17 protein-coding genes and 2 pseudogenes are annotated in these 25427 nt (G+C 61.5%); 8 read left to right on the top strand and 11 right to left on the bottom strand.

The window, feature by feature from the left end; all coding sequences use genetic code 11:
* Nucleotides 1-2 precede the first annotated feature (2 nt).
* Both F3Y30_RS04395 and F3Y30_RS04390 read right to left on the bottom strand, forming a co-directional pair.
* Nucleotides 3-1906, bottom strand: a pseudogene (locus tag F3Y30_RS04395) (ABC transporter substrate-binding protein).
* Nucleotides 1903-3797: pseudogene (locus F3Y30_RS04390) on the bottom strand (ABC transporter ATP-binding protein). Before F3Y30_RS04390 ends, F3Y30_RS04395 begins: the two co-directional pseudogenes overlap by 4 nt.
* Before the next feature lie 273 nt (nucleotides 3798-4070).
* Here F3Y30_RS04390 and F3Y30_RS04385 point away from each other — a divergent pair.
* Entirely contained in the window at nucleotides 4071-5033 is a 963-nt protein-coding gene (locus tag F3Y30_RS04385; RefSeq protein ID WP_203425316.1) for a glycosyltransferase, read from the top strand.
* Here F3Y30_RS04385 and F3Y30_RS04380 read toward each other — a convergent pair.
* Both F3Y30_RS04380 and F3Y30_RS04375 read right to left on the bottom strand, forming a co-directional pair.
* Nucleotides 5007-5777 (bottom strand): polysaccharide deacetylase family protein, encoded by a 771-nt coding sequence (locus F3Y30_RS04380; protein WP_203425315.1) that lies wholly within the window; start codon nucleotides 5775-5777, stop codon nucleotides 5007-5009. The genes F3Y30_RS04385 and F3Y30_RS04380 overlap by 27 nt on opposite strands.
* On the bottom strand, nucleotides 5774-6868 hold the full coding sequence (locus F3Y30_RS04375; protein ID WP_203425314.1) for a glycosyltransferase family 4 protein: 1095 nt from the start codon (nucleotides 6866-6868) through the stop codon (nucleotides 5774-5776). Before F3Y30_RS04375 ends, F3Y30_RS04380 begins: the two co-directional genes overlap by 4 nt.
* Before the next feature lie 334 nt (nucleotides 6869-7202).
* Between F3Y30_RS04375 and F3Y30_RS04370 the strand changes: the two genes are divergently transcribed.
* A complete protein-coding gene (locus F3Y30_RS04370) occupies nucleotides 7203-8546 on the top strand; it encodes a nucleotide sugar dehydrogenase (RefSeq protein ID WP_246752865.1) in 1344 nt (447 codons plus the stop codon).
* A gap of 43 nt (nucleotides 8547-8589) precedes the next feature.
* Nucleotides 8590-9081 (top strand): class I SAM-dependent methyltransferase, encoded by a 492-nt coding sequence (locus F3Y30_RS04365; protein WP_203425312.1) that lies wholly within the window; start codon nucleotides 8590-8592, stop codon nucleotides 9079-9081.
* A 178-nt stretch (nucleotides 9082-9259) separates the two neighbouring features.
* Here F3Y30_RS04365 and F3Y30_RS04360 read toward each other — a convergent pair whose 3' ends face one another.
* From F3Y30_RS04360 to F3Y30_RS04345, 4 genes are all read right to left on the bottom strand, one after another.
* Nucleotides 9260-10969: an adenylate/guanylate cyclase domain-containing protein gene (locus F3Y30_RS04360; protein WP_246752864.1), complete on the bottom strand. Its 1710-nt coding sequence runs from the start codon at nucleotides 10967-10969 to the stop codon at nucleotides 9260-9262.
* Between the two features lie 170 nt (nucleotides 10970-11139).
* Nucleotides 11140-12006: an MBL fold metallo-hydrolase gene (locus tag F3Y30_RS04355; RefSeq protein ID WP_203425311.1), complete on the bottom strand. Its 867-nt coding sequence runs from the start codon at nucleotides 12004-12006 to the stop codon at nucleotides 11140-11142.
* A 154-nt stretch (nucleotides 12007-12160) separates the two neighbouring features.
* Entirely contained in the window at nucleotides 12161-12616 is a 456-nt protein-coding gene (locus tag F3Y30_RS04350; RefSeq protein WP_203425310.1) for a cyclic nucleotide-binding domain-containing protein, read from the bottom strand.
* Between the two features lie 43 nt (nucleotides 12617-12659).
* Complete coding sequence (locus tag F3Y30_RS04345; RefSeq protein ID WP_203425309.1) at nucleotides 12660-15383, bottom strand: ABC transporter transmembrane domain-containing protein; 2724 nt, start codon at nucleotides 15381-15383, stop codon at nucleotides 12660-12662.
* A gap of 307 nt (nucleotides 15384-15690) precedes the next feature.
* Between F3Y30_RS04345 and F3Y30_RS04340 the strand changes: the two genes are divergently transcribed.
* The 4 genes from F3Y30_RS04340 to F3Y30_RS04325 all read left to right on the top strand — a co-directional run bounded on the left by F3Y30_RS04340 (nucleotide 15691) and on the right by F3Y30_RS04325 (nucleotide 19659).
* Entirely contained in the window at nucleotides 15691-16137 is a 447-nt protein-coding gene (locus F3Y30_RS04340; RefSeq protein WP_203425308.1) for a helix-turn-helix domain-containing protein, read from the top strand.
* Between the two features lie 133 nt (nucleotides 16138-16270).
* Entirely contained in the window at nucleotides 16271-17542 is a 1272-nt protein-coding gene (locus F3Y30_RS04335; protein WP_203425307.1) for an MFS transporter, read from the top strand.
* A gap of 127 nt (nucleotides 17543-17669) precedes the next feature.
* Nucleotides 17670-18296, top strand: coding sequence for a ribonuclease D (locus F3Y30_RS04330; RefSeq protein WP_203425306.1), 627 nt, complete (start codon nucleotides 17670-17672; stop codon nucleotides 18294-18296).
* Between the two features lie 112 nt (nucleotides 18297-18408).
* On the top strand, nucleotides 18409-19659 hold the full coding sequence (locus tag F3Y30_RS04325; protein WP_203425305.1) for a hypothetical protein: 1251 nt from the start codon (nucleotides 18409-18411) through the stop codon (nucleotides 19657-19659).
* 21 nt (nucleotides 19660-19680) lie between these two features.
* On the opposite strand, the gene F3Y30_RS04320 is transcribed toward F3Y30_RS04325, so the two are convergent.
* Together F3Y30_RS04320 and F3Y30_RS04315 are read right to left on the bottom strand one after the other, a co-directional pair.
* Nucleotides 19681-20013 (bottom strand): DUF6665 family protein, encoded by a 333-nt coding sequence (locus F3Y30_RS04320; RefSeq protein WP_203425304.1) that lies wholly within the window; start codon nucleotides 20011-20013, stop codon nucleotides 19681-19683.
* Between the two features lie 57 nt (nucleotides 20014-20070).
* Entirely contained in the window at nucleotides 20071-21453 is a 1383-nt protein-coding gene (locus tag F3Y30_RS04315) for a nicotinate phosphoribosyltransferase (RefSeq protein ID WP_203425303.1), read from the bottom strand.
* A 418-nt stretch (nucleotides 21454-21871) separates the two neighbouring features.
* Here F3Y30_RS04315 and F3Y30_RS04310 point away from each other — a divergent pair, with 418 nt between their 5' ends.
* The gene (locus tag F3Y30_RS04310; protein WP_203425302.1) at nucleotides 21872-23542 is read left to right on the top strand and encodes a hypothetical protein; all 1671 of its coding nucleotides are present in this window, start codon (nucleotides 21872-21874) and stop codon (nucleotides 23540-23542) included.
* A gap of 75 nt (nucleotides 23543-23617) precedes the next feature.
* Here F3Y30_RS04310 and rpsA read toward each other — a convergent pair whose 3' ends face one another.
* Complete coding sequence (rpsA, locus tag F3Y30_RS04305; protein ID WP_203425301.1) at nucleotides 23618-25324, bottom strand: 30S ribosomal protein S1; 1707 nt, start codon at nucleotides 25322-25324, stop codon at nucleotides 23618-23620.
* Nucleotides 25325-25427 lie beyond the last annotated feature (103 nt).

Raw genomic sequence — 25427 nt, 5'->3', positions numbered from 1 at the left:
CGTCAGGCCCCCTTGTCGTACCAGAACGTGTCCGGCATGTAGACACCGAGATAGCAGGTGGGATCGAAGCCGAACAGTGCCTTTTCAGGCACGTTACGCAACCGCGAAGAGCGCACGATGGGTGTCAGTGCACCGTTCACGATGCCAATCGTGTAGACCTGCTGCGCACGCAGTTCGAGCATGCGATGCCAAATGGCCCGACGCGCTTCACTGGTGATCGAGGAAAACCATTGGCGCAGGAGTTCGACCAGTTCCTTGACATCAGGAAGATCCGGCGGATGGCCGTCGCTGCCGCCCGAGAGATAGTACATTCCCCAGACTGGCCATTGCAGCTGGTCGTCCATGGTGGGCGCGAGACCTTCGGGCGACATGTCGGGCGTGGGAATGCCGTTGTCCAGCCCCATCCAGACCGACATCATGATCTGCCCGCCGAGCGCGCGACTGCGGAAAACGTCGCGTTGCGATACGCGGGTGAAGAGCGAAATTCCGACCTGGCGCCAATGATCGGTCACCAGTTCCAGCACGTCGGTCTCGAGCGTGCTTTCGCCGGCGCTTTCCACCACGATCTGCGCCTGCCGCCCATCGGGGAGCCGGCGAATTCCGTCACTGCCCCTCTCCTTCAGGCCGGCGTCATCGAGCAGCTTGTTGGCCAGGTCGGGATCGAACTGGGCCCATGCAGTCGCATATTCCGGCTTGAAGAGCTGGCTTTCAGGCAAGACCGTATCCGCACTCTCGTGTGCGAGACCGTAGAAGCAGACGGCGTTGATCTCACGCCGGTTTATCGCCACCGACAGTGCGCGACGCACGTTGACATCCGAGAAGAGTTTCCGCCAGACCTCGTCGCCGCAGTTGAGATTGGGCAGCATTGCGATGCGAGACCCCTGCGTGCGCTTCCAGAGGTCGACCTTGAACGGATACCGCCCTTGTGCATCCTTGAGAAAGGTGTAGTCGGCAAAGTCGATGCCCGCGAATTGCAGGTCGCTCTCGCCCGATCCGGTCTTCGCCGGAATGATTTCCGACGAACTCACGTTCAGGACGAAACGGTCGATGTAGGGCAGTTGCAGGCCGTTCTCATCGACGCGATGGAAGTACGGGTTTCGCTCGAAAATGAACTGCTCGGCCGGCGGCGCGGTCATGTTGCGCCAGGGATCGAGGGTCGGAAGGTCCGGATTCTCGGGTCGCACCTGGCGCGACATCTTGATGTGCAGCCCACTCCAGTCGTCGACGTCGTTCTCCTTGACGAGCCGTGCGAGCACCTCCGGATCCTGGTAGCGCACGTGGAACTGGCGCATGTAGGCCGACGGAAGCACAATGCGTACCGGTGACGGTGCGGCGAGCTTTGCAAGGAAAACCGGGTTAGGACCATCCCAGGTGTAGCGTATGGTCCACTTGTCGAGGACCTCGAAGTGCGGCGGCTTGCCGTTTACGAGGAGATCGATGGGTGGCCCCCCTTGTGGATCTCCTTGTTGAGCGAGACGTCTTCCCAACAGTAGCGAAAATCCTCCGACGTCAGCTCGTTGCCGTCGGACCATCTGTGTCCCTCGCGCAAATGGAACGTGAAGATCCGCGCCTCGGCGACTTCGAAACTCTCCAGGATGTCCGGCTGGAGCGCGAGCTTCTCGTCGTAGCCGACCAGACGGGAATAACCGATCACGGGCATGACGCGGATGTCGCGTTGTCCGCCGATCAACATCCGGACACCACCGCCATGGCGACCCGCTTCCCGTCCCATCTGGGCAAGAGGCACGACGCGTGGGTTTTTGGGCAGCCGTGCGGCTGTTTCCGGCAGAAGGCCTTCCTCGACCTTCTGCTTGAAGAAGTCAGATCCCTGGAAGGCAGCACGCGCCTGCAACGGCAGGAGCGTGGAGGCCAGCATGGCAAGCGTGGTGCGACGGGTGACGCTCATGGGCGCAATTCCCTCGCATCAACGCTCCTTCGCGCCAGCACATAGTGCCCGCCGCCGAGATCGGCGGCGGCCATCACGCCCTCCTGGTCCTCGTCGTCGAACTGCGGTCCCCAAACGTGCTTGTTCGCCGCCCCACCCTGTTCCAGCACCGCATAGTCGAGCGGCCGGTCGAGATCCGGATAGGGAACGGCGGCGAGAAGCGACTTGGTATAGGGGTGGACGGGCGAGCTCATGAGTATCTCGCACGGCGCAACCTCCACGATCCGCCCTGCACACATGACCGCAACCCGATCCGCCATGTAGTTCACGACCGCCAGATTATGCGAAATGAACAGGTAGGTGAGGCCGAGATCCTTCTGCAGATCCTTGAGCAGGTTCAGGATTTGCGCCTGCACGGAGACGTCGAGCGCAGAGACCGGCTCGTCGCATATGATGAGCTCGGGCCCGAGGGCCAGTGCCCTTGCTATGCCGATCCGCTGCCGTTGACCGCCGGAGAAGCTGTGCGGGTATCGGCTCAGGGCCTGTTCGTCCAGGCCGATCGCCCGGATGAGAGCCTTCACCGCATCCGCTCGCGTCCGGGCATCACCACGTCGATGTATCTCCAGCGGCTCGCTCAGGATGCGCCGGATCGTCATGCGCGGGGACAGGGAGGAAACAGGATCCTGGAACACCATCTGGATCTTCGTGCGCAGCGACTGCAGTGAATCGCCTTCGGCCGCCAGGACATCGACGGGACCGTCCGCGCTCTCGAAAATGACTGAGCCGGTATCGGGCGTCACCGCGCGCATGAGGATCTTGCTGACGGTCGTCTTGCCACAGCCGCTTTCACCAACGAGGCCGAGGCTTTCACCACGCTTGACTTCAAAGCTCACATCATCGACGGCGCGCGTCCCCGTGGCCGCTGCCCCACCGAACCAGCCCGACTTGCGCATCCCGAAGGTCTTGCTGAGATTGGTCGCTGACAGGAGAATATCCGGCCTGTCGTGCCGGACCGCATGGTCCTTCTTGCCGAGAAGGTTGGCGCTGTGCACCGATACTTCGCGCAGCGGCTTCAGCCTCTGACCCCGCTCCATGTGGAAGTGCGGCACCGCAGCCATGAGCCCCTTGAGATAGGGATGTGTCGGCGCCTTGAAGATTTCCTCGACCGGCCCGGCCTCCATGATCTCTCCCTGGTAGATCACCACCACCTCGTCCGCGAGATTGGCGACCACTCCGAGATCGTGAGTGATCAAAAGCATCGCCATGTTCAACTGGGACTGGAGATCCTTGAGGAGCTTCAGGATCTGCGCCTGGATCGTGACGTCGAGGGCCGTGGTCGGCTCGTCGGCAATCAGCAGGGCGGGATTGCAGATCAGAGCCATCGCGATCATCGCCCGCTGGCGCATGCCGCCGGAGAGTTCGAAGGGATAGAGATGGAAAACCTTTGCCGGATCGGAGAAGCCCACGAGACCAAGCATCTCATGGCATCGCGCCGTGATCTCCTCCTCGGTCGCCTCGCTATGGATGCGCAGCGCTTCGCTGATCTGGTTGCCGATCGTGTGGAGCGGCGAGAAGGAGGTCATCGGCTCCTGAAAAATCATCCCGATGCGATTGCCGCGGATCGCTCGAATCTCGGCACCATCCCGCGGGAGCTGCTGGAGGTCGATCGGCCCATTGCCGGATCTCACATCGTTGAACAGCACCTTGCCGCGCGACGTGGCGTTCTTGGGCTGGATGCCCATGATCGTCTGCCCGATCACGGACTTGCCTGAACCGGACTCGCCGACCAGTGCCGTCACCTTGCCGGGAGGATGCGCAGGCTCGCACTCCTGACCGCATCGACATGGTGGCCGAGCATGGAAAACGAAATTCCCAGGCTTTCAATTCGAAGTAGATCTGCACCTGAACTCATGCGGAGCGGGTTCCTTGCCCCCCACCTCCATCCTGCTGACGCGGACAGAGGAATTTATTGTTATCTCTTGAGGCTATCGCAGCCATTGACGTCTGTCCATATTTCCTCATTCGCATAAAATCTCAGGTCGCAAACGGTGCTCGCGGACCGGCTGATTTTCGCAACACGCTTAGCGGGCAATCATGACAGAGGCATTGAGATGGGGCCCATCTCGGGCCATAAAGCGATCCGCCCGCGGCAATAGCGGCCGACTGCGCACCGGGAAGGTTAGGCATGAAGACGAAGCATCACTACGCCGCAATTCTGGAGGAGGCCCGGGCCTTGCAGGAGCAGCGACGGTTCGACGAGGTTCGGGTCATGTACGACGCGTTGGTCGCGGACCCCGACAACCACCTGCTCGGAACACCAACCGCAATCGGTTTGCCACGGCGCCTTCACGCGGCGATGCTCCGTCTTGCCAAGGCGGAAGGCGACCCTCTGAAGCGCATCGGCTACCAGTTCAATCTGGTGCCTCCGCCCGCGATGACGGAAAAGTACGGACGGTTCGATGCCGCAGAGCGCAAGGCTCTCGCCGCCGCGAGCCGCGAGGCCGTGCCCCGGGTGATCCACCAGATCTGGATAGGCCCGAACGAGCCTCCGGCATCGACCGTGGCATGGGCGGAGCACGCGGCAGCACACGGCTACGAGTACCGTCTCTGGCGTGAAGGCGAGCTCAGTGAAGCGGGCTTCGATGGCGATCCGGTCTTTGCCGGCATGCTTGAAGACGGTGACTATCCCGGGGCGGTGGACGTGGCCCGCTATGCGATCCTCGAGGAATTCGGCGGGATCTATCTCGACTGCGACTGGTATCCGGCAAGGCGGGATGTGAGCTTCCACGATTTCCTGCCTCTCGTCGGCCTCTCGGCGCTTGCCGAGGATGTCCCCCGCAATACTTCCGCCGGTAGCCTGCTGCTCACCAACTCCTTCATCGCCGCACCGCCGCGCCATCTGGTTTTCCGCAGGACGCTCGAAGCGCTCCCGCATCTGAGGGAGGCAATGCCCGGCGCACCCGCCTGGTGGTCGACCGGCCCGCTGATCTTCACAGTCGTCTCCAGGGGCGGCCCGGTGTCTATCCCCGACGCATCGTTCGTCGCGGCCAGCGTCGCCCGCGGGACGCCTCACGAGGAGGTCAAGGCCCTGTGCAAGGCGGCAGATGAGAACGAGGCCGGGCTACTCCTGGCCTGGAAATCCTGGTGATCGTGTAGGGCCTGCCCGTGTGAGCTCGGATGCGGGGCTCCACCGGCAACCCGGATGATCTTGGGTCGCCTCGAAGAGTTGTTCAAGGAATTCCCAGGCCGCAGCGTCGTGCACGAGGCAATGGGTCAGGAACCCCGTGGGCGACCCGGCATGCGCCGGCAGGGAGAGACGCGCAGCAATTTCTGCGAACAGCGTGTCATGATCCCGGCCTCCACGGGTGCCGTGCCAGTCGATGATATCGACATGGGTATTGAGGACTGCCAGCGGTGCCCGCTTTTCCGTCCCGAAGACCGAGAGGGATTCGTATCCGCAGGCGGGCAGGCTTTCGACGACGGCACGGTCGATCCGGTTCCAGGGTGGCACCATCATCGGCAGGAAACGTTCGCCATGAAGTACGGACAGGCGATCACGCCCGGCACGCAGCTCCTCGACCACGTCAGCGAGCGGACGATGCGGTCCGAGTTCCTGCTTCTTCTCTCGGGGACCGGCGTAGTTCTCGTGCGACCAGCCATGGACCGCCACTTCGGCCAGCGGCGTATCCTTGAGACGCTCAGCGAGCGGGTTTCCGGTGAAAGCCGGAATAACGGCTATCGTCACCGGCACTGCCGCACGCTCGGCAAGCCCGAGCAGTCGATCAAGCGGACCACAGGGCTCGACGACATCATCATCCCTCAGCCACAAGGTGGCGGGGTTCCCCGCGTCGGCGCGGATGTCGAGCACGGTGCGAAGCGCTGCGAGCGTCATGGCTTCCTTCCCAGGTGACTTTCGAGGATTTCGGCAAGTCGAGCGGTCGCGGGGGCAAGCGAGCGCTCCTCCCCGACAAACCTGCGGGCGGCTTCGGCCATTGAACGGCGCCTTTCGGAATTGGTCAGCAGCCCCGCAATCGCAGCGGCATAGGCGGTAGTATCCCGCTCGGGCGTCAGGAAACCCGTCTCACCGTTTCGAACGACCTCGCTCACGCCCGCCGTCCGTTCGGCTACTACCGGCAACCCCGACGCCTGCGCTTCGAGATAGGCAAGGCCGTAGGCCTCGCCGTGCCCGGGCCAGACATAGATGCTGCTTGCCGAAAAGACTTCTGCAATCTCGTCGGGCGTCTTCTCGCCCTGCCATTCGATCCGGTCCGGCGCGAAGCGCGAATAGAGAGCCTTGACCTCCTCGCGACGCTGCCCATCCCCGACCACGGAAAGCGTCCACGGCAGGTGCGAGATTTCGGCGAGCGCCTTTGCGAGTGCCACGTAGCTGTCGAACTTGTCCCCGCTCCGCATCATCGCCACGGCGACGAGGCGCCCGTCTCCCGACGCCAACGGGCGTTCCAGGAACCGGGCCGAGTCGATGAATGGCGGGAGCGTTGCGAAGGCGGCACCGGGTGCTGCGGCCTCCAGTCCGGCGCGATCGCGCGCCGTGAAGCAGATGTTGACCGCCGCCAGCTCGAGCCCCTGGAGCAGCAGGTCCTGCGTCTTCGCGTGAAACCCCTGGTTCCTTCGCTGCGAATAGGAGCATTCCGCCGTGACATAGGGGATCGAAAAGCGGCGGCACAGGTCCGGACCGATTAGGTCTGGCGCCTTGTAGTAGGGATGGTAGGTGAACCAGAGGTCCGGCGGTGCTGCCGCCTCCCAGGCCTCGGCGAGGCGGTCTTTCTCCTTGTGGGAGCCATCCAGCAGACCCTGCCATTCGCCAGCCGTCAGCGACGGAGAAAACGAGCGGAACTCCGATGCGACTTCGAGCTCGTGGCCGGCGCTTTGGAGAATTCCAACGATCTGCCGGGCCATCAGCCGGTCGCCGGACGGAACGGGATGACGGGGCGACTTCAGCGGAGAATAGAATGCGATCCTCATCCGAGGACCATGCCGGCCGCGGCTTCATCGTCGGCCGATTTCCGGGCTTTCGCAGGAACAAACCGCATTGGCTGGGCTCGGAAAGTCCAGATTTCCTGCACCTCTTGCGATTTGGGATAGGCGATCAATTCTCTTGCCCGGCGTCACTTGCAGCTGCGATCGGGACCGTCCGCCCGACGGCGGCAATAAAGTACAAAACATCCGCAAAATCCAGACCGGACGTCGTATACCCTAATGTAGGGTAGCAATGTTTCGCCACGTGGCACCCTTGACACCCGCCCGGTTCTCTCTCAACTGAGGGCCTCTTCCTAATATGCATGGAGCCACGGCGGCCTTGACATCAAAGTCTTCGCATTTCGAAAGCCTTCACTCGCTGATCGAACAGAGACGGGCAAAGGCGGGCGTGATCGGCCTCGGCTATGTGGGACTGCCGCTTTCCATGACGATCGCGCGCGGCGGTTTCCAGGTGACGGGCTTCGACATCGATCCGGACAAGATCGTTTCCATCGACGCCGGCCGCAGCTACATCGAAGCCGTGCCGGAAAAGGTGCTCAACGAGGAGCGGGCCGCCGGCCGTTTCGAGGCGACTTGCGATTTCTCTCGCCTTTCGGAATGCGATGTGATCGCCATCTGCGTGCCCACGCCGCTTACCCGCCATCGCGATCCGGATCTTTCCTTTGTGGAGAATACCTCCCGCGAGATTGCCAAGCGACTGCGGCCGGGCCAACTCGTGGTGCTCGAGTCCACCACCTATCCCGGTACCACGGACGGGCCGGTCAAAAGGATCCTCGAGGATTCGGGCCTTGTCTGCGGCACCGATTTCTTTCTCGGATTCTCTCCGGAGCGCGAGGACCCCGGCAACCGCGACTTCGAGACCTCCACGATACCGAAGGTCGTCGCCGGCGAGGGTGAAGCTGCGGCGGAGCTGATGAAGGCGTTCTATGGCGCCGTGGTCAAGACCGTGGTGCCGGTGTCGTCCAATGCGACCGCCGAGGCGGTCAAGCTTACAGAAAACGTGTTCCGCGCGGTCAACATCGCGCTCGTGAACGAGCTGAAGATCGTCTACGAGGCCATGGGGATCGACGTCTGGGAAGTGATCGACGCCGCCAAGACGAAGCCCTTCGGCTTCATGCCGTTTTATCCCGGTCCCGGGCTTGGCGGTCACTGCATACCGATTGATCCCTTCTATCTGACCTGGAAGTCGCGGGAATACGACCTGCCCACGCGATTCATCGAGCTTGCGGGCGAAATCAATACCGCGATGCCGCGCCATGTCATATCGAGGCTGGCCGAGGCTCTCGATGTCAGGCTCGGCAAGGCGCTCAGCCGGTCGAACGTGCTGGTCCTGGGACTGGCCTACAAGAAGAACGTTCCGGACATACGTGAAAGTCCCTCGTTGAAGCTCCTTGAGCTGATCATCGAGCGCGGCGGCCGGGCGTCCTATTTCGATCCGCACATAGCCGAGATCCCGCGCACGCGCGAATACAGCGCGCTGAAGGGCATGCGGTCGGTACCGTGGACGAAGGAGAGCATTTCCGCTTTTGATGCCGTACTGGTCGCAACGGACCATGACGGCGTGGACTATGCCGCCCTGGCCGAATGGTCACCACTCGTCATCGACACACGCAACGTCTTTGCGCGCCGGGGCATTGCCAGAGAAACGATCATCAAGGCCTGAACAAGCAGGCCGCAGGGCGCAAGCCAGGAGGGAATGCAGCAGGATGAGTCGACTGGACAGTTTCATTCGCCGCCTCACGGCCCAGCGCGATATCCTCAACCACGTCCGGGACCAGATCGGCCTGGTCGACGGTGGGCCGATCCTTGAGATCGGCCTCGGCAACGGCAGGACTTACCACCATCTTCGGGAAATCTTTCCGGACCGCCGGATCGTTGCCTTCGATCGAGCGAATGCCGCACATTCCTCATCAGTGCCCGATCCGGAAAACCTCGTGATCGGCGAGATCAAGGAGACGGCTGCCACGTTTGCCGGCTGCGGCGCCGCGCTGGTGCATGCCGATATCGGCACCGGCTATCCCGACAAGGATGCGATCACCCTGACATGGCTGCCCCAGCGCGTCGCAGCCATGCTTGCTCCCGGCGGCCTCGCTGTCAGTGGCCTGCCGCTCGATCACGCCGCGCTCAGTGCGCTCCCCAAGCCCGCAACCATCGATCCAGATAGATACTTCCTCTATCGCCGGACCGACGCGAGCTAACGGCCAAGGCCTCCAGGGGGCGTCGCGATTCCTCGGCTTCGCCACTCACGCCAAAGCGCCTCGCATTTGGGCGTGACCTCATCCTGAAGCCGGTGACCTTAGGCGGGGCACACACTACCCCCCAGCCACTCCCGCCTCCCAGGGGTGAACGAAGCGCTGGAGAGGCCGCGCCCGGGGTTCAGGCGAAGCGCCCACTCTCTTCCTCGGTCACGAGATACACACGCATTTCCGAGACGCGCCCCCGGATGGCAATCTTGCGGCTCTGCAGATCCCCTCTCTCGGCCCGTGCCTGAACGATCGCCGGTTCGGATACGACGATCGCGCTGTCGTACTCCTTTGCCACGCTTTCGAGGCGGCTTGCCACATTCACCGTGTCACCGATCGCCGTCAGATTCTTTGCCGCGCCGTAGCCCATCACGCCGACGATCGAAGGGCCGGCGTGGATTCCGATCGCAACCCGAATGGTCAAGGTGAACTCTCGGCTGAGCTCTTCGTTGAGACGATCGATGTTGCGAATGATGTTTGCGGCGGCCTTCAGCGCGTTTCGACAGGCGTTTTCCGAATTTCCATCCAGACCAAAGAGCGCCATGGCGCCATCGCCGATGAACTTGTCGAGCCGGCCGTCGGCCTGCTCCACCGCCTGACCGACGATGGCGAAGTAGCGGTTGAGCAAGAAGACGACGTCATAGGGGAGCCGCGTCTCCGTGAGCATCGTGAAGTTGCGGATGTCGCAGAAGAGGATGGCGATCTCCGCCTCGCGCCCCGGCCGCACGCTGCCGCTTCCGACCGGCAACTCGACTTCCTCCTGCGGGGCAAGGACGAGAGCGATCTTCAGGTCGTGTTCGGGGTGGAGCTGACAGCCCAGACGGACATCGGGATCGGCATGAATGCGGCGGAGCGTCGCCTGCTCGATGTCTCCCGGCGGAGGCAGCGGGAACTTGCTGCTCAGTATCCGCACCCGGCATGTGGAACAGCGCCCTTTGCCGCCACAGACCGCATAGTGCGGCACCGCTCCGAGACGGCTTGCCTCAAGCAGGCTGAGCCCTCTCGGTGCCCTCACCATGGCGCCGCCCTCGTAGCTTATCTCAATGTCCGTCGATCTCTGCCTCCAGGCACGCAAGGCGCGAAGCAACAACACCGATAGCAGCATGCCCCCGAACACCCCGATGGCTGTTCGCTCTATCCTTTCGAGATTCGCATTCATGGCCTCCTGATCGATGCCCCGATCCTCGCGAGGAACGGACTGCTCCTCAATCTGGGGATTTCGCCCGACGAGACCCGCGTCGATCGCGATCGCCTCCAGTGCCCTTCCGGTCGTGGCGAAACCGAGGAGCGCGAGCACTGGCAGCAATATTGCGACGACCAGAAGGTAAGGCGAGGCGAACCGATACCAATTTCGATACCGAAGCCAGAAGAACACTCCGAGGCAAGCGTGCGTCCAGATGACGACAAGTGCGACGCTCTGGCGAAGTCCGCCGAGGGGCGAAATGACCCACAGCTTGTAGATAACGGTCTGGTAGTCGATGTCCGCACCGTAGAGAAGGCGGGAAAACCGGACCCCCACGACATGCTGGACGATCAGCAGGGGGATCAGGAGGCCGAGGACGATCTGCAATGCCTCGTGAATGGGCATTCTAAGGGTTCGCCGCAGGTAGATCGAGCGCAACACCAGCGACAGGTGAACGGCAAGCGCCCCATAAAACAGCGTCGTTCCCACGGGGTTCCACCACAGCGATCCGATCCAGTATCTGGCACGCTCGGCCGCACCCAGCGACACGAGCGTCAGCGCGTGGTTAGTGAAGTGCATCATCACGAAGAGGAGCATGACAAGGCCAGATGCGAGCCTAAGCGTTCTGAGCGTCTTGTCGGAGGGACGGGGAAAGGGCATTGCCTTACATAGCCGGGACTTCCTGCGATGGGGAAGCGCAATTCTCGCCGGAGCGGCCGAAGACGAAAACTCTACGCGCCGGAACAGGCCCCAAACAAGGCCCACGCAGGGTCCATCCCAGTGTCATGCCACGCTACGCGCGCGGGGACCACACGCGCGAACGCCTGACGTCAAAGCACCAGGGTCTGTCCGTCCCTTGCCACGAATGCCCCGGGGAACTGGAGGCGCGCGCGCTCGTCAATCGTTGCGAGCTCGGGGTCCGTTCGCCACTGGGCATGATGGATGAAGGCGACCTTGCGGGCTTTTGCCTCCTCCGCAAGACGGATCCCCTGCTGCCATGAAGAGTGACCGTAGCCGCGATACCGCTTCATCTCCTCGTCGCTGTAGGTGCTGTCGTAGATGAAGAGATCGGCGCCCTCGATCAACTGGAGAACTGTCGGATCGTTGACACCCGGTTCATGTTCGGTGTCCGTAATGATGGCGATGACGCGGCCGCCCCATTCCACGCGATAGCCGACCGCGTTTCCGGGATGGTTCAGCATTCCGGTTCTGATCGTCAGGCCTTCCGCCACCGACAGTGTGTCGCCCGGGTCGAAGTCTCGGGTTTCCAGTGTTGCGGTACAGATATCCAGGGGAGCGGGAAACCAGGGCGGGCTCATGAACTCCCGCAGCATGTCGCTGGTGGTCTTTACCCCCGCGAGATGACCGGACCACACGCAGATCGACGTCTTCTTCTTGAACATCGGATCGAAATACGGAAATCCGATGATGTGGTCGTAGTGACAGTGGGAGAAGAAGAGGTTGATGTCGGTCAGTCCCTCGGCTGCTAGCACCTTTCCGGCCGGCCGCAAACCCGATCCCGCATCGAAAAGGAGGACATGAGGCCCGCAGCGCACTTCAATGCAGATGGTGTTGCCGCCATAGTGTGCGAACTCCGGACCGGCCACCGGCAGGGTTCCCCTGACGCCCCAGAACTTGACCGTAACCGTACCTGCGTCTTTCGTCGGGTCAGACGCAAGGCCAGTTGAACTGCTCATAAGAAGGACCTTTACAGAAAATACCTATGAAAATCCCAGCATATGTCGGCACTCGCCTTGCTTGCAACCGATGAAGGCTCCGGCAGCGATCGGCATGCTCACAGTGTCGTCGCCGCTGGCGGTACCGGAGAGGGAGAGACCTAGCAGAGAAGGCTCATGCATCCTGCCTCGCGCGGGCAAGACCCAGTTCGTTTGTCGTATTTGTCAGCCGCTGGGCCAGGACGCGCATGATTTGAATCGTCACGGCAGGATTGTCGGACATCAGCTTGAGGAAATGGTCCTTGCTGATGCGCAGGACTTCGAGAGGTGTGGATGCCTTGACGGTGGCAGTGCGTACCCCATCGCAAAGGATCGCGATTTCTCCCAGCACGGCGTTGCAACCCATTTCGGCAAGTTTAATTGGACCGGCCGGAGAATCGATGATGACTTCCGCCTTGCCGCTCAAGACCACATAGGCGGCGTCACCAGCGTCTCCTTGTCGAAATAACGTCTGGCCAGGGGCATAATTCAGGCGATCGGAGGCAAATGCAAGGAGCTTTAGTTTTGCCGGCTCAACTCCCGCAAAGAGAGGAACGCGCCGCAACAACTGAACTTCGTCGTTAAGAAGCATGACTACATCTGCTCCAATATATCCCGATTATCAGCAAGGCATCTTATGTTGATACCAGTTCGTTTAATATACCGCTTTCCTGAGAAAGAGTCTCGTACGTTCCATCCTGGACCACCGTCCCTTGGTCGAAGACTATAACCCGCTCGAACAATCTGCAAAGCGAAACATTCGACAGTACCCATATGATCGTAGGATTGTTTGCGTTCTTGCCCAGGAAAAGGAGAACGTTTTCCACGATCTCTTCCTGCAAGCGACTATCCAGTCCCGGGAGGGGGCGATTGAAGACATAGAAATCCGATCTGCGCATCAGCGCTCGGGCCAGGTTGAGTTTCTGGCGTTGCGCGGTGGTCAACCGCTTTCCGCCAGCGCCGAGACTGAAATCGAGACCGATTTCAAGCACATCGCCATACATGCCCCTCTCGCGTATCAGTTTTGTGACGACGGCGCGAATACGCTGTGAGGCATCGGCATGCCGATGGCTGATCTTGCCGAACAGGATGTTTTCGATGAGCGTCGTGGCGGCGAGATACCGTTCCGGATCGTAAGGCTCTATCAGAGCCCTCAAGTCCTGCGGCAGCCCCTCGTGGAAGATATGCCGCGTGTCCACGATCTTCTGCATTATCTCCGGTGTCAGCACGCCAAAGCGGTGACGCGGCTCGATGTAGAAGAAGCTGAGCCGGATGATGTCGCGCCTCTCCTTGTTTCCCGCGGTCTCGAAGCCGCCCAGCTGCAGCTTCTGCAGCAGCTGCTGGTAATAGGGAATTTCGTCGGCGCTTATGAAGGATAGTTCCTGGAAGAAGGGATGGTCCGGCGGCAGATCGCCGAAGATTTCAACCGTATTCTCCGCGATGGTGTAACCCATGTCGAAGAGAATCGAGGACAATCCCGTCTGTGCAACGACCGACCGGAAGTAGTCGGTGGAGACGATCGCGGGGATCGTTGAACTCGGGTCGGAGAGGCTTCCGAACAGCAGGTTGTCACCGACCGTCGCTTCCACGTTGTAGCCTTCTGGCTCGAAGCGCACGACATAGTCCGCCATTCCGTCCTTTGCGAGTTCGGCGCCGAGTGCGTTGCGCATTTCCACGATCCCCTCGGCAAGCCGGGCTTTGGACAACGGATCGAATGTCGAACGCATCGCGAGATCCAGGACATCGGTCGACAGTTGCACGACATCCAACACCGCGAGCATGGTAGCGGTCAGATCCTGCGGATTGCCTTCGTTGATCGTGGTCGAGCTGTAGTCAATCCAGTCGCTCATGAGATCGAAATCCGGATTGCCCGCCAAGCGGGCCTCGTGGATCGCCCACTTGCGGTGCAGAAGATGCGGGCCCTCGTAGGTCACGGGCACGAGGGGTGCGTGCTTGAGACCATAGAGAAGATTGTCCCGAAGGCTCCCGAGGAAGAAGTAGGTTTCAGACGAGACGTGCGAGATCTGCCGACCGCTATGCGATTCCGGCCAGTCCAGTAGATCGCGCTCCCCGGCTGTCACCCTGCCTGCGGACGGCCATATGACCCGGCCGAAGGCATCGGCGAGCGCTTCACCGCCGTTGCCGGCATTGTCGACGATGGCAACGGTCTCGCCATGCTCGATCTTCAGCGTTACCCGGTGAAGGAGAGTGGCCCCACTATCGTCCTCCAGGCTCAGGTTGACGGCGGCAAGCGGAGCCAGAACAGCAGCGGGCGCCTCAGGAGCCAATGCCTGGATAGAAGAATCGAGAACGGAAGCGGCGTTGAACTGCTCGACGACCTGCTCGTACTTGACTTGGACGTCCTGGCGGGCCTGATCCCAATCGATGAGTTCCTTCAGCGGCCCCGGCAGATCCTTGTAGGCGTTGATGACAGCCACCAGCTGCCCCACGTCGAGATTGCCCTTAAGCGTCAGATAGCCGCCGATACTGTAGAAGAGGAACGGCGTCAGCTGGGACAGGAAGTTATTGATGAACTTCACCATGAACTTCCACTGGTACAGGTCGTAGCGGATCTTGAAGATGTGGCCTAACTGATTGGCCGCGTCGGCGCGCTCGTAGTTGGACGTGTCGTAGGCGTGGATCGTTCCGATGCCATCGATGATCTCACTGACCCGGCCCGCAAGATGGCGCGCGCCAAGCTGCCGTTGCCGGCCGAGCTCAATCAGGCGGCGTCGCATCTTCGGAATGATGCCGACCTGGATGGCGGCCATGAAGGCCGCGATCAATCCGAGCCAGAAGTTCTGGAGGAGGATGAATGTCAGCGCCGCGATCGCCTGCCCGCCGACAAGCGCCGGCTGTACGAACGCATCGCCGGTGAAGCCACCCATGGGCTCCACCTCGTCCTTGACCATGCTCGAGACTTCCGCGGCCTTCATCCGCTTGAAGATTGAGGGCGGAAACCGAAGAATCTTGTCGATGAGCTCGAAGCGTATGCGCCGCAACAGGCGCTCGCCGAGGCGCCCCTTGTAGGTGTTGATGTAGAATTTCAGCAGACCGTTGACGATCACGAGCAACAGGAACGTGATGCTGAGCGCCATCAGCGTGGACATGCGGTCGAGCTCTATGCCCGGAAAGAGCAGCACGTCTCCAAACCCGGGAATATGCACTTCCGTTTTCATGAAGAGCTGCGTCGAATCCGCCGACTCGAACCCACTTCCCTGAATCGGCCCGTTGATGATCTGCTTGGGAAGATCGAAGGCCATGAAATAGGGAATCATGGATGCGAGAACGACGAAGAGGATCCACAACTGCTGGTTCCGCGTGTGAGTCCAGATGTAGCGGGTTAGGCTCTTTTCCATACGGAGATCGACGTACCTGTTGATGAGGGGAAATAGATTTAAGCCAGTCCAGCACAAGAATCACGTCAAAAAAGCGTATTGTACGCGCTCGGACGATATCGCTTGCGTAGGAAACTCGCCTCGTGTTGCCTAAAGCGCGAAACGATCAGTACCTGAGAAAAAGCCTGAGTTCACGTGGCCCGGGCGGTTTTCCATCCGCGCCCCATCACAGATCGTCGGAACCTGCAGCCATAGATCCTCGCCGGTACCGGACAGTCGCAGGCGCTGCTAACTTGCATGACGCTAGTAAAAGACCTATTTTTTCGCCATGCAACGCAAAAGTTTCGAAGACATGGTCTGCCCGATAGCACGCTCCCTCGACAAGGTTGGCGAGTGGTGGAGCATCCTGATCCTGCGCGACGTGTTCTTCGGACGAAGCCGCTTCGACGAACTCCAGAAGAGCCTCGGGATTGCACCCAATATCCTGACGACCCGCCTGCGCCGGCTTGTCTCGGAAGGATTGCTGGAAAAGCGCGCCTACCAGGACCGGCCCGTGCGCCATGAATACGTGCTCACCGAGCAAGGTCGCGATCTTCAGCCCGTCCTGCTGGCACTTGCGGAGTTCGGTAATCGCCATCTTGCCGATCGCGGCAGGACGATGAAGGCATTCGACAACGAGACCGGCCTGCCGGCGGATCCCGTCTATGTGGACCGCGTGAGCGGGCGCGAAATCACCACGCAGAACTTTTCCTTGCGATCCGCGAAGACCGCCTGACCCAGTGCCGTCACCTGCGACGCACGGTGATTCGACCACCCAGTAACTTGCATTATGCTAGCTTCGCTGCTATTTACTTGCATAATGATAGTCACTGTTGCGCCGACCCGGTCGGCCCGGACGGAGCCACCCTATGCTTTCTGTCGCCATTTCCACCCGCTTTGAACGGCGCGGCATCCACTATGGATGGATGATTGCCGCCGTCGCCTTTTTGACCATGCTCGTTACGGCGGGGACCGTCGGGGCACCCAGCGTCCTCATGCTTCCGCTTCAAAAGGAGTTCGGCTGGGAGGCTTCGGAGATTTCCGCAGCCCTTGCTATCCGGTTCTTCCTGTTCGGTCTGATGGCGCCCTTCGCCGCGGCCCTGATGAACCGCTACGGACTACGCCGCATGACCCTGACCGCTCTGTCCGTCGTATTCGCCGGGATGGGCTTGTCTCTGTTCATGCGTGAAGTCTGGCAGCTCATCATTCTCTGGGGCTTCGTCGTCGGCATCGGCACCGGCCTCACCGCAATGGTTCTGGGCGCCACCATTGCGACCCGCTGGTTCACCGAGCGGCGCGGCCTGGTCATCGGCATCCTGACGGCCAGCACCGCTACCGGTCAGCTCGTCTTCCTGCCCCTGATCGCCGCGATCACCGAGGCCGGGGGCTGGCGCATCGCCGTCGCCTTCATACTCGTGATGCTCTCGATCTGCGCTACCGGCATCCTGCTGTTCATGCGCGACCGGCCGAGCGATCTCGGACTTCGCCCCTACGGCCAGTTGCACGAAGAACCCGCCCCGACGGGCGCCATTCAAAGCAATTCGCCGATCGATGCCCTTATCGACGCATCGAGAACCCGCGTCTTCTGGGTGTTGTTCCTGTCGTTCTTCGTTTGCGGGGCTTCGACCAATGGTCTCATCCAGACCCACTTCGTTCCACTCTGCGCCGACTTCGGCATGACCGCGATCACGGCGACCTCCATCCTCGCGATTGTCGGCATCTTCGATCTGGTCGGGACTATCGCTTCAGGCTGGCTGTCGGACCGCTACGACAATCGATGGCTGCTTTTCTGGTACTACGGGCTGCGTGGCCTGTCCCTGATCTGGCTCCCTTTCACGGGGTTCGAATTCTACGGCCTGGCGATTTTCGCGATCTTCTACGGGCTCGACTGGGTCGCAACCGTCCCCCCGACGGTAAAGCTGACGGCACAGCGCTTCGGCCGGGACCGCGCAAACCTCGTCTTCGGCTGGGTCTTTACCGGTCACCAGATCGGGGCAGCCTTCGCGGCATTCGGCGGCGGATTTATTCGCGACAACTACCAGAGCTACCTGCCTGCCCTGACCATTGCCGGGGCACTGTGCCTGCTGGCGGCACCGCTCGTCCTCGCCGGACGGGGCAACAGGGTCCAGGCCACAGCATGAGTAAAGGCCGCCTCGCCGGCAAGCGGACGGGGCGGCCTCGCCAAACTATCTTTCGCGGAACAGTACCCCCCAGCGCCAACATGCGGTATAGCGCTGTCACATTCACGATGATCGATGCGGGGTTTGCATGGCGAGTTCGATACGCTTCCACGATGGCGACATTTCAGCCGCGGACGCGGCCCGCTATACCGATGCGATCGCGGTCGATACCGAGACGCTCGGTCTGATCCCACGTCGCGACCGGCTCTGCGTCGTGCAGCTTTCGCCCGGCGACGGCACGGCGGATGTCATTCGCATCGCGGCCGGCCAGAAGCAGGCGCCGAACCTCGTCGCCATGCTCGCCGATCCATCTCGCCAGAAGATCTTCCACTATGGCCGCTTCGATATCGCGGTGCTGTTCCATACCTTCGGCGTGACGACGACCCCGGTATTCTGCACCAAGATCGCCTCGCGCCTCGTGCGTACCTATACCGACCGGCACGGTTTGAAGGACAATCTCAAGGAGATGCTCGAGGTCGACATCTCCAAGCAGCAGCAGTCGTCCGACTGGGCGGCCGAGGTTCTCACGCCGGCCCAGCTCGAATATGCGGCCTCCGACGTCCTCCACCTCCATGCCCTGCGCGACAAGCTCATGGCGCGGCTGGTGCGCGATGGTCGCAGGGAGCACGCCGAAGCCTGCTTCGCCTTCCTTCCGACACGCGCCAAGCTCGATCTGCTCGGCTGGGAAGAGACGGATATCTTCGCTCACAGCTGAGCCTTTTGCGGGTCGCTGTTGAGAGGCGTAATCCCCCAACATCGCGCGTGAGACGCTTAATGCCCGGTTAATCGGTTGTTCCTATCCTGAACACGATCTCAGGAGGTTACCGATGCTGACACCGGTGCAGAGCGGTCTGTCCGCGGTCATATCGAATACGATGCAATCCATCGTAGGCGATCTGGAAGAACGCCGCCGTGAAGAGGCCGAAAAGCAGAGCGGACGCAAGACCGACGACATTCAGCTGGCACAACTGCGTTCCGACGAGACGACGCAGCAGGCCAACGCCCGCATCAACGAGCATTTCTTCGGCAGCAATGCCCGAAACGAGGACAAGCTCGCCAAGCTGATCTCGCGCTTTAGCGACGCCCTCGGCGTTTCGCAGCGCGCCGACGAGACGAGCTACGCCTTCGCGCAGCGCCTCAGCGACATGCTGGAACTCGTCCAGAGCGTGGCACCGAGCGACGGGACCGAAGACGCGGCCATCACGCTCGATTTGCTTGGTACGACGGTCGAATCCGTCAAGACCGCGATGGGCGGAGTTACGACGGACGATACGGCCGCCAACCTCGTGGCACGGCTCGCCTTTGCAAGCGGCATCGTCCAGCGCGAGGATGAGGCGGACGCCGACTTCGGACAGCGGCTCGCGTCGATGCTCACGCGCCTGCGCGACGAACTGCCGGCAGACAAGGACATGCTGGAGAACCAGACCGGCCTTTCCGAACTCGGGATCGGCGCCGAGGACCTGATCGCCGCGATCCGCAACCCCAACGGCCAGGAAGCCTTAGAACTGAAGGACGCGCTTGCGGAGAAAGCGCGCGCAGAAAAGGCGCTCACGCCCGAAATGCAGAAGGTGATCGACCGCCTCGAAGACGCGGCGGACCCGAAAAGCCTGGAGGAGCTTAAGCTCGAACGTACTCGCCGAGACCCGACGCGCATTGAGGACACGGAGACCCACGCCGAGCGGGAGGCAAAGATCACGGTTCTGGAGGCTGGCGAGAAACTCGACGACGTGCGTGAACTGCAGGAGGCGGTAAAGCTCGCCAACAAGGCCGCAGCCACCAATGAAGTCGCGGGCGATGCCCAGGGTTCGCCAGATGATCCTCTTGCGACCATTCAGCTCCTTGCGGCCAGCGTTACGGCAGCCAAGCAGATAGAAAAGATCGCCACGGAGACTGGAGAGACTGTTGCTGCGGGCGACGACGCCCCTGCAACAACGACCGAGGAAGCCCTTCGCGATCTGGATGAGACGAGCGCGCAAGAAAAAGAAAAGCGCGAGGAGGCAGAGAAGGACATCTTCGTTCTTCGCGTCGACGACAACGGCATCTACGACCTCTTCACACGCCAAATGATGGCCTGGTGACGGGAGGTCGCCCGTTGCCGGCTACTTCCGCCGGACGATGCCCAATCTCGCCATGACATCCGGTGGAATGCCGTAACGTCGTATCGCATCCTTCTGGCTTCGAAGGCCGCACATTTCGCGCTGGATGAAGAAGGCCCAGACCTTGTCGGCCGCATCGTTCAACAGGTCCTCGCGTTCCTCGGGCGAACAGCCAACGGAGACGCGCTCAGCAAGCAACGCCAGAGCCTTCTCAACCTTGAGCCCATGCCGGCCGAGCGAATCCGCCCGTTCGGCCATAAGCTCGTATTCGAGAGCGTTGAGCCCGCTATCCTTGCTGAAGGATGGGGCAAGTGCTTGGGGCGGGCGAACCGTCATGTCTCGTCTCCAGTCACGGTACCCAAGATGGAGCGACAGACGCGTTGCTGCAAGAGGTCAGGCGGCTCTCTCGCGCACCTCTGTGAATGTCCAGTCCTTGAGAAGAACTCCGTCCTTCCAGACCGGGGCCATATGGTTCTTTCGATTGCCGAGCTGGTCGATGCGCGCAGCCTCGAGCCCACCAAAGCCCGATACAACCGCCTGCCGTCCGGCCTTCGAGGATTTGACGTTCATTGTGGCCGGACGCTTGTAGACGTCGTGCCAAACACCCCGGTCGTCCTGCCGCGCGTTCGCCTTCATGGCGAAGGAGTAGGTATCGCGGTTGACCTTCTGCAACAGGGCCGCCCCCATGCCGAAGGCGATGTTCTCCGCCGAAAATCCGAAGGCCTCCAGCCGGCCGAGGATCTGAGCGATGTCCGCAGTGGAAATGCCGTCTCCCTGTATGATCCGCACGCTGTCGTCCAGCACCTTGAAGCCCTTCGCGTTCAGGTGCGTGCCAAAGTGATAGGCCAGCTGGCGAACCACCTGGACCGGCGTCTCCACGGGGTCGCCGCTATCGGGGCGGATGACCAAGGTACCGCCCGCGGCCTTCACTCTCTCCTGCAGCTGTTTCCCCCAGATTTCGGAGACAGCGTTATGAATGTCATAGCTGTCGGATACGACCGCGTAGAGGCCTCTGCCCCCGAACTGGTCAATCATGTTGCCGTAGGCCTCCGCCTCCCGTTCCCGCCCCCAGGCGGTCATGGTCGCATGCTCCGAAGCCGGAATGGAAAAACCGGCCATTTCCGCATGATAGTATCGACGGGCATAAAGCACGCCTGTCATCGTGTCGGTGCCCATGAAGTTCACCAGATGAGCCGCGCCGCCGATGCCTGCCTGTTCGAGCGCACCCGTACCGCGGGCGCCGAAGTCGTGGAGGCGGAACGGCAGCACGGCGGCCGGGTCGTCGCAGGTCCGCTCGAGAACCGGCTGGATGATCTGCTTCACCCTGCGCGAATTCGAGGCGACGGTGCTTGGATACCAGATCGCCCTCAACAGCGCCGTCTCGAGATAGGATGTGAGCCAGAAGGATTGAGGGTCGGTGTTGACAACCTGTGCGACCGGAACGCCGCGCTTGACGAGGGTTCCTTCGGGAAGCGCTTCTATGAGGAGAGGCAACCGTCCGCCGAACTGCCTGACGATGCGCGTCCAGCCCTCACGATTGAATGGCAGGCCGTGAGCCCTGACGATGGGTTCTGCTTCGTCGACGTCCTGCATCGTCACCGGCTTGGAGAGATACTCCTTCAGGAACATCTGTAGACCGAAGAACACGACCTCCGGCTGCTCGGAGTGGCCGCGAGCCTCGACGTAGGAACTGATCGCCTGCGTCCCCGGCGGATACTGAAGGTAGTGACTGAACTTGTAGCTGTCGGTGTTGAGGATCAGATTCGTAAGGCTCATTCTTGCAATGCTCCACCCGACGCGAACCGGTGCCCGTGAGGGCCGTGGGCGCGTCCCCGCCTGTGGGCAAGGTTTACGCGCGGCACAGGCAAGGAGCAATAGCCAGACGGCGAACGATTTCGACTGTCGTTGCTGCAGATGCGAAACAAACAGTTACACAGTTAGCACTTCATTAACCAAACAGTGCGATTTCTTATCCATCAAGACTTGGTCGGATCCCGTGGAGATTACCCGTTCCGACACGACAGCAGCATGCCGCCTGTCCGGTTCTACCGTGACCCCGCGTTCGATCATCGAGTACTTCGCGGATCTTGGCCAACTCCCCCCGTCGCGCATGATGCGCCATCCGAATGAAAATGGATCATAGTAAGCCGTCACGGCCGCAGAGAACGGCCGCGCAGAACCGAGGAGCATACCGATGTTGCCGTACGTGGCGACCCCGAATGGCCAGGCCGTCCTGACGTCCGCCGCCCCGGCGACGGCGATCTCGAATGCCGACGCCAGCGGGGCGCGCGGCGACAACCTCGAAAGGTTGCGCTCGGCGGTGATGCTGCGCCTGATCGAGACGATGTTGCACCACATGCAGCAAAACCCCGACGCCGATACGGAGATCCAGAAACTGCTTGCCGAAATACTCACGGTGTTCGGCACGGCCCAGGCTTCGGGCGCGGGTGTGAACGGATCCGAGCGCCAACTCGCGGAGCTGCTGGCGAAGCTTCCCCCGGAAACCAGGCAAGTGGTCGAGCGGCTCCTGAGCCAGGCGATCTCGATGCTTCCGACCCGGCTCATCGCCGAAATCATCCGCAATCCGAACGGATTGGAGGCGCGCAAGCTTGCGACACTGCTGCTTGCCGGAGCCACGCAATCCGGACTGCTTGCAGGTCAGGAGGACACGGCTCCTTCCGTGCAACGATTGCCGAGCCTGGAAGGGCAGCTCGCGGCAATCGCGAACAGCGCAGAAAAACCTGCCGCAACCGGTTCGGGTCGTCTCCAGCAGTTGGATGTGCGTGCCTTGCAGATCGCTCTCAGCCAGATGTTCGAGATCGACGGCAGCGAAGAACCCGCCGGCGACGAGCGTGATCCCGACCTTAAGACAACCGCCTCCATCCCTTCTGCTCCGAGATCCGCCTCAAGGATCCAAGATCCGGCTTCTGCCGGAGCAATGACCACGCCAACCGGCCCTCAGGAAACACCCGAGGAGGGTTCAAGCACACGCGCAGAGCAAATGCAGGACGCGACTTCCTCCGCAGCCGAGCCGAAGCCGGCAGCCCTGGCACCTCCGAAATCGGCGACCGTCGCAGCCCAGTTGGATCCCCCAGTTGAAGCGGCGGAGGAAGAAGAGGGTATCCGCGCCGTTCGCAGCAATGTTCAGGTCGACGAAGCGGCCTTGGCCCCAGAGCTTCCGGCGGAAGAACTGAAGTCAGTCCGACGCCTGATCAGCGGGATAATCGCCAATCTAAGCGACGACGAAAGAAGCATGCTCAAGTCGCTGCTCGAATTGCCCCTGCCTCCCGAAACGGCTCCCCTGGACAAAGAGGGTGCGAAACAACGCGCCCTCCTCCAGCTGGTCTCCGGCGAGGCACCGGAAGCGGAAACATCCGAGCGCGGCACCCAGGCTGCGGCGACCGGCGAAAAGGCGCACGCAGGTGCGGCGCGAAACGACCTCCCCTCCTCCGCCGTCTTTCCGCAGGAGGCGGCAGGCGAAACGCAGCAGACCCCGCCAGAGCCCCGCGTCGTCCATCGCCAAGCGGCGGACACGCTTCCCGAGGCGACGAAGGATCACCCGGTCCAGGTGCCTGCGCGCGACGGCATGGGTTTTGCTACGATTCCCTACCTCGCAGCGCCCGAGGACATGGAAGAACGGACGGAACTTCGCGGCCATCCCGAGGAGGACGAGACCGACGAGCCGGCAGGAGACGAGGATCCGAAGGGCGAACATTCGCATTCGGACGGGGACGAGGAGCCGGCGGGCCGACTGGAAGAGGAAGATCCGGACACCCAGCGCCGCCGCCAGAAGATCACCGACCTGGTCGGACCGCCGGATCCGGGACATGTGTTCTACCAAAGGCTCGGCGACTACTGGACCTGAGATCAACAAGGCCTTCCAAAAAGAAAGCCCGCGGAAATCGCTTTCCGCGGGCTTTCTCAATTCGTGCGACAGCGATTACTCGTTGTTGCCGCGGTTCTTCAGAGCCGCACCAAGGATGTCGCCGAGCGAAGCGCCGGAGTCGGACGAACCGAACTGAGCGACTGCTTCCTTCTCTTCGGCAATTTCCAGAGCCTTGATCGACAGCTGGATCTTGCGGTCCTTCTTGGAGAAGTTGGTGACGCGAGCGTCGACAACCTGACCAATCGAGAAACGCTCCGGACGCTGTTCGTCACGGTCGCGCGACAGGTCGGCACGACGGATGAACGCGATCAGGTCTTCATGGTTGACCAGCTTCACTTCGATGCCGCCATCGTTGATCGCGATGACTTCGCAGGAGACGACTGCATTCTTGCGCAGGTCGCCGGAAGCAGCAGCGTCGCCAACCGCATCGCGGCCGAGCTGCTTGATGCCGAGCGAGATGCGCTCCTTGTCGACGTCAACGTCGAGAACGACGGCCTTGACCACGTCACCCTTGTTGAACTCCTCGATGACCTGTTCGCCCGGACGGTTCCAGTCGAGGTCGGAGAGGTGAACCATGCCGTCGACGTCGCCGTCGAGGCCAATGAACAGGCCGAATTCGGTCTTGTTCTTGACTTCGCCTTCGACTTCGGTGCCGGCCGGATGGCTGTGGGCGAATGCCTGCCACGGGTTCTCGAGCGTCTGCTTGAGGCCGAGCGAGATACGACGCTTGGTCGGATCGACTTCGAGAACGACCACGTCGACTTCCTGGCTCGTGGACAGGATCTTGCCGGGGTGTACGTTCTTCTTGGTCCAGGACATTTCGGAGATGTGGATCAGGCCTTCGATGCCCGGCTCCAGCTCGACGAACGCACCGTAGTCGGTGATGTTCGTGACGGTACCGGAGATCTTCTTGCCGACCGGGTACTTCGTGCCGATGCCATCCCACGGATCCGACTCGAGCTGCTTCATGCCGAGCGAGATACGGTGGGTTTCCTGGTTGATGCGGATGATCTGGACCTTGACCTGCTGGCCGATGGACAGGATCTCCGACGGATGGTTGACGCGACGCCATGCCATGTCAGTGACGTGCAGCAGGCCGTCGATGCCGCCGAGGTCAACGAACGCACCGTAATCGGTGATGTTCTTGACGACGCCGTCAACAACCTGGCCTTCTTCGAGGTTCTGAACGATTTCAGAACGCTGCTCGGCGCGGGACTCTTCGAGAACCGTGCGGCGCGATACAACGATGTTGCCGCGGCGCTTGTCCATCTTGAGGATTTCGAAGGGCTGCGGGTTGTGCATAAGCGGCGTGACGTCGCGGATCGGACGGATGTCGACCTGCGAACGCGGCAGGAAGGCAACGGCGCCGTCGAGATCGACGGTGAAGCCACCCTTGACCTGGTTGAAGATGACGCCTTCGACGCGCTCGCCAGCTTCGAACTTGACTTCGAGACGAGCCCAGCTTTCTTCGCGGCGAGCCTTTTCGCGCGACAGAACAGCTTCGCCGAGAGCGTTTTCAATGCGCTCGACATAGACTTCAACTTCATCGCCGACCTTCAGCGTGCCGTCCTTGGACTTGGCGCCGAATTCCTTGAGGGCGATGCGGCCTTCGACCTTGAGGCCGACGTCAACGATGGCGACGTCCTTCTCGATGCCGGTGATGATGCCCTTGGTGACGTAGCCTTCGGCCAGGTCGTGCGTGGCAAAGGATTCCTGCAGCAGGGCTGCGAAATCTTCGCGCGTGGGATTAGCTTGAGACATGGAAACTCCTGATGTGCCGATAAAGGCACGAGCGCCGGTGGTTAGCGTTGATCACGAACGAAGCGCGTCCGCTCCATGGAATGGAGCAAATCCGGCGCGGGGA

The sequence above is a fragment of the Sinorhizobium sp. BG8 genome (assembly GCF_016864555.1).
Lineage (GTDB): Bacteria > Pseudomonadota > Alphaproteobacteria > Rhizobiales > Rhizobiaceae > BG8.
This window is presented reverse-complemented; position numbering and strand designations above follow the sequence as displayed.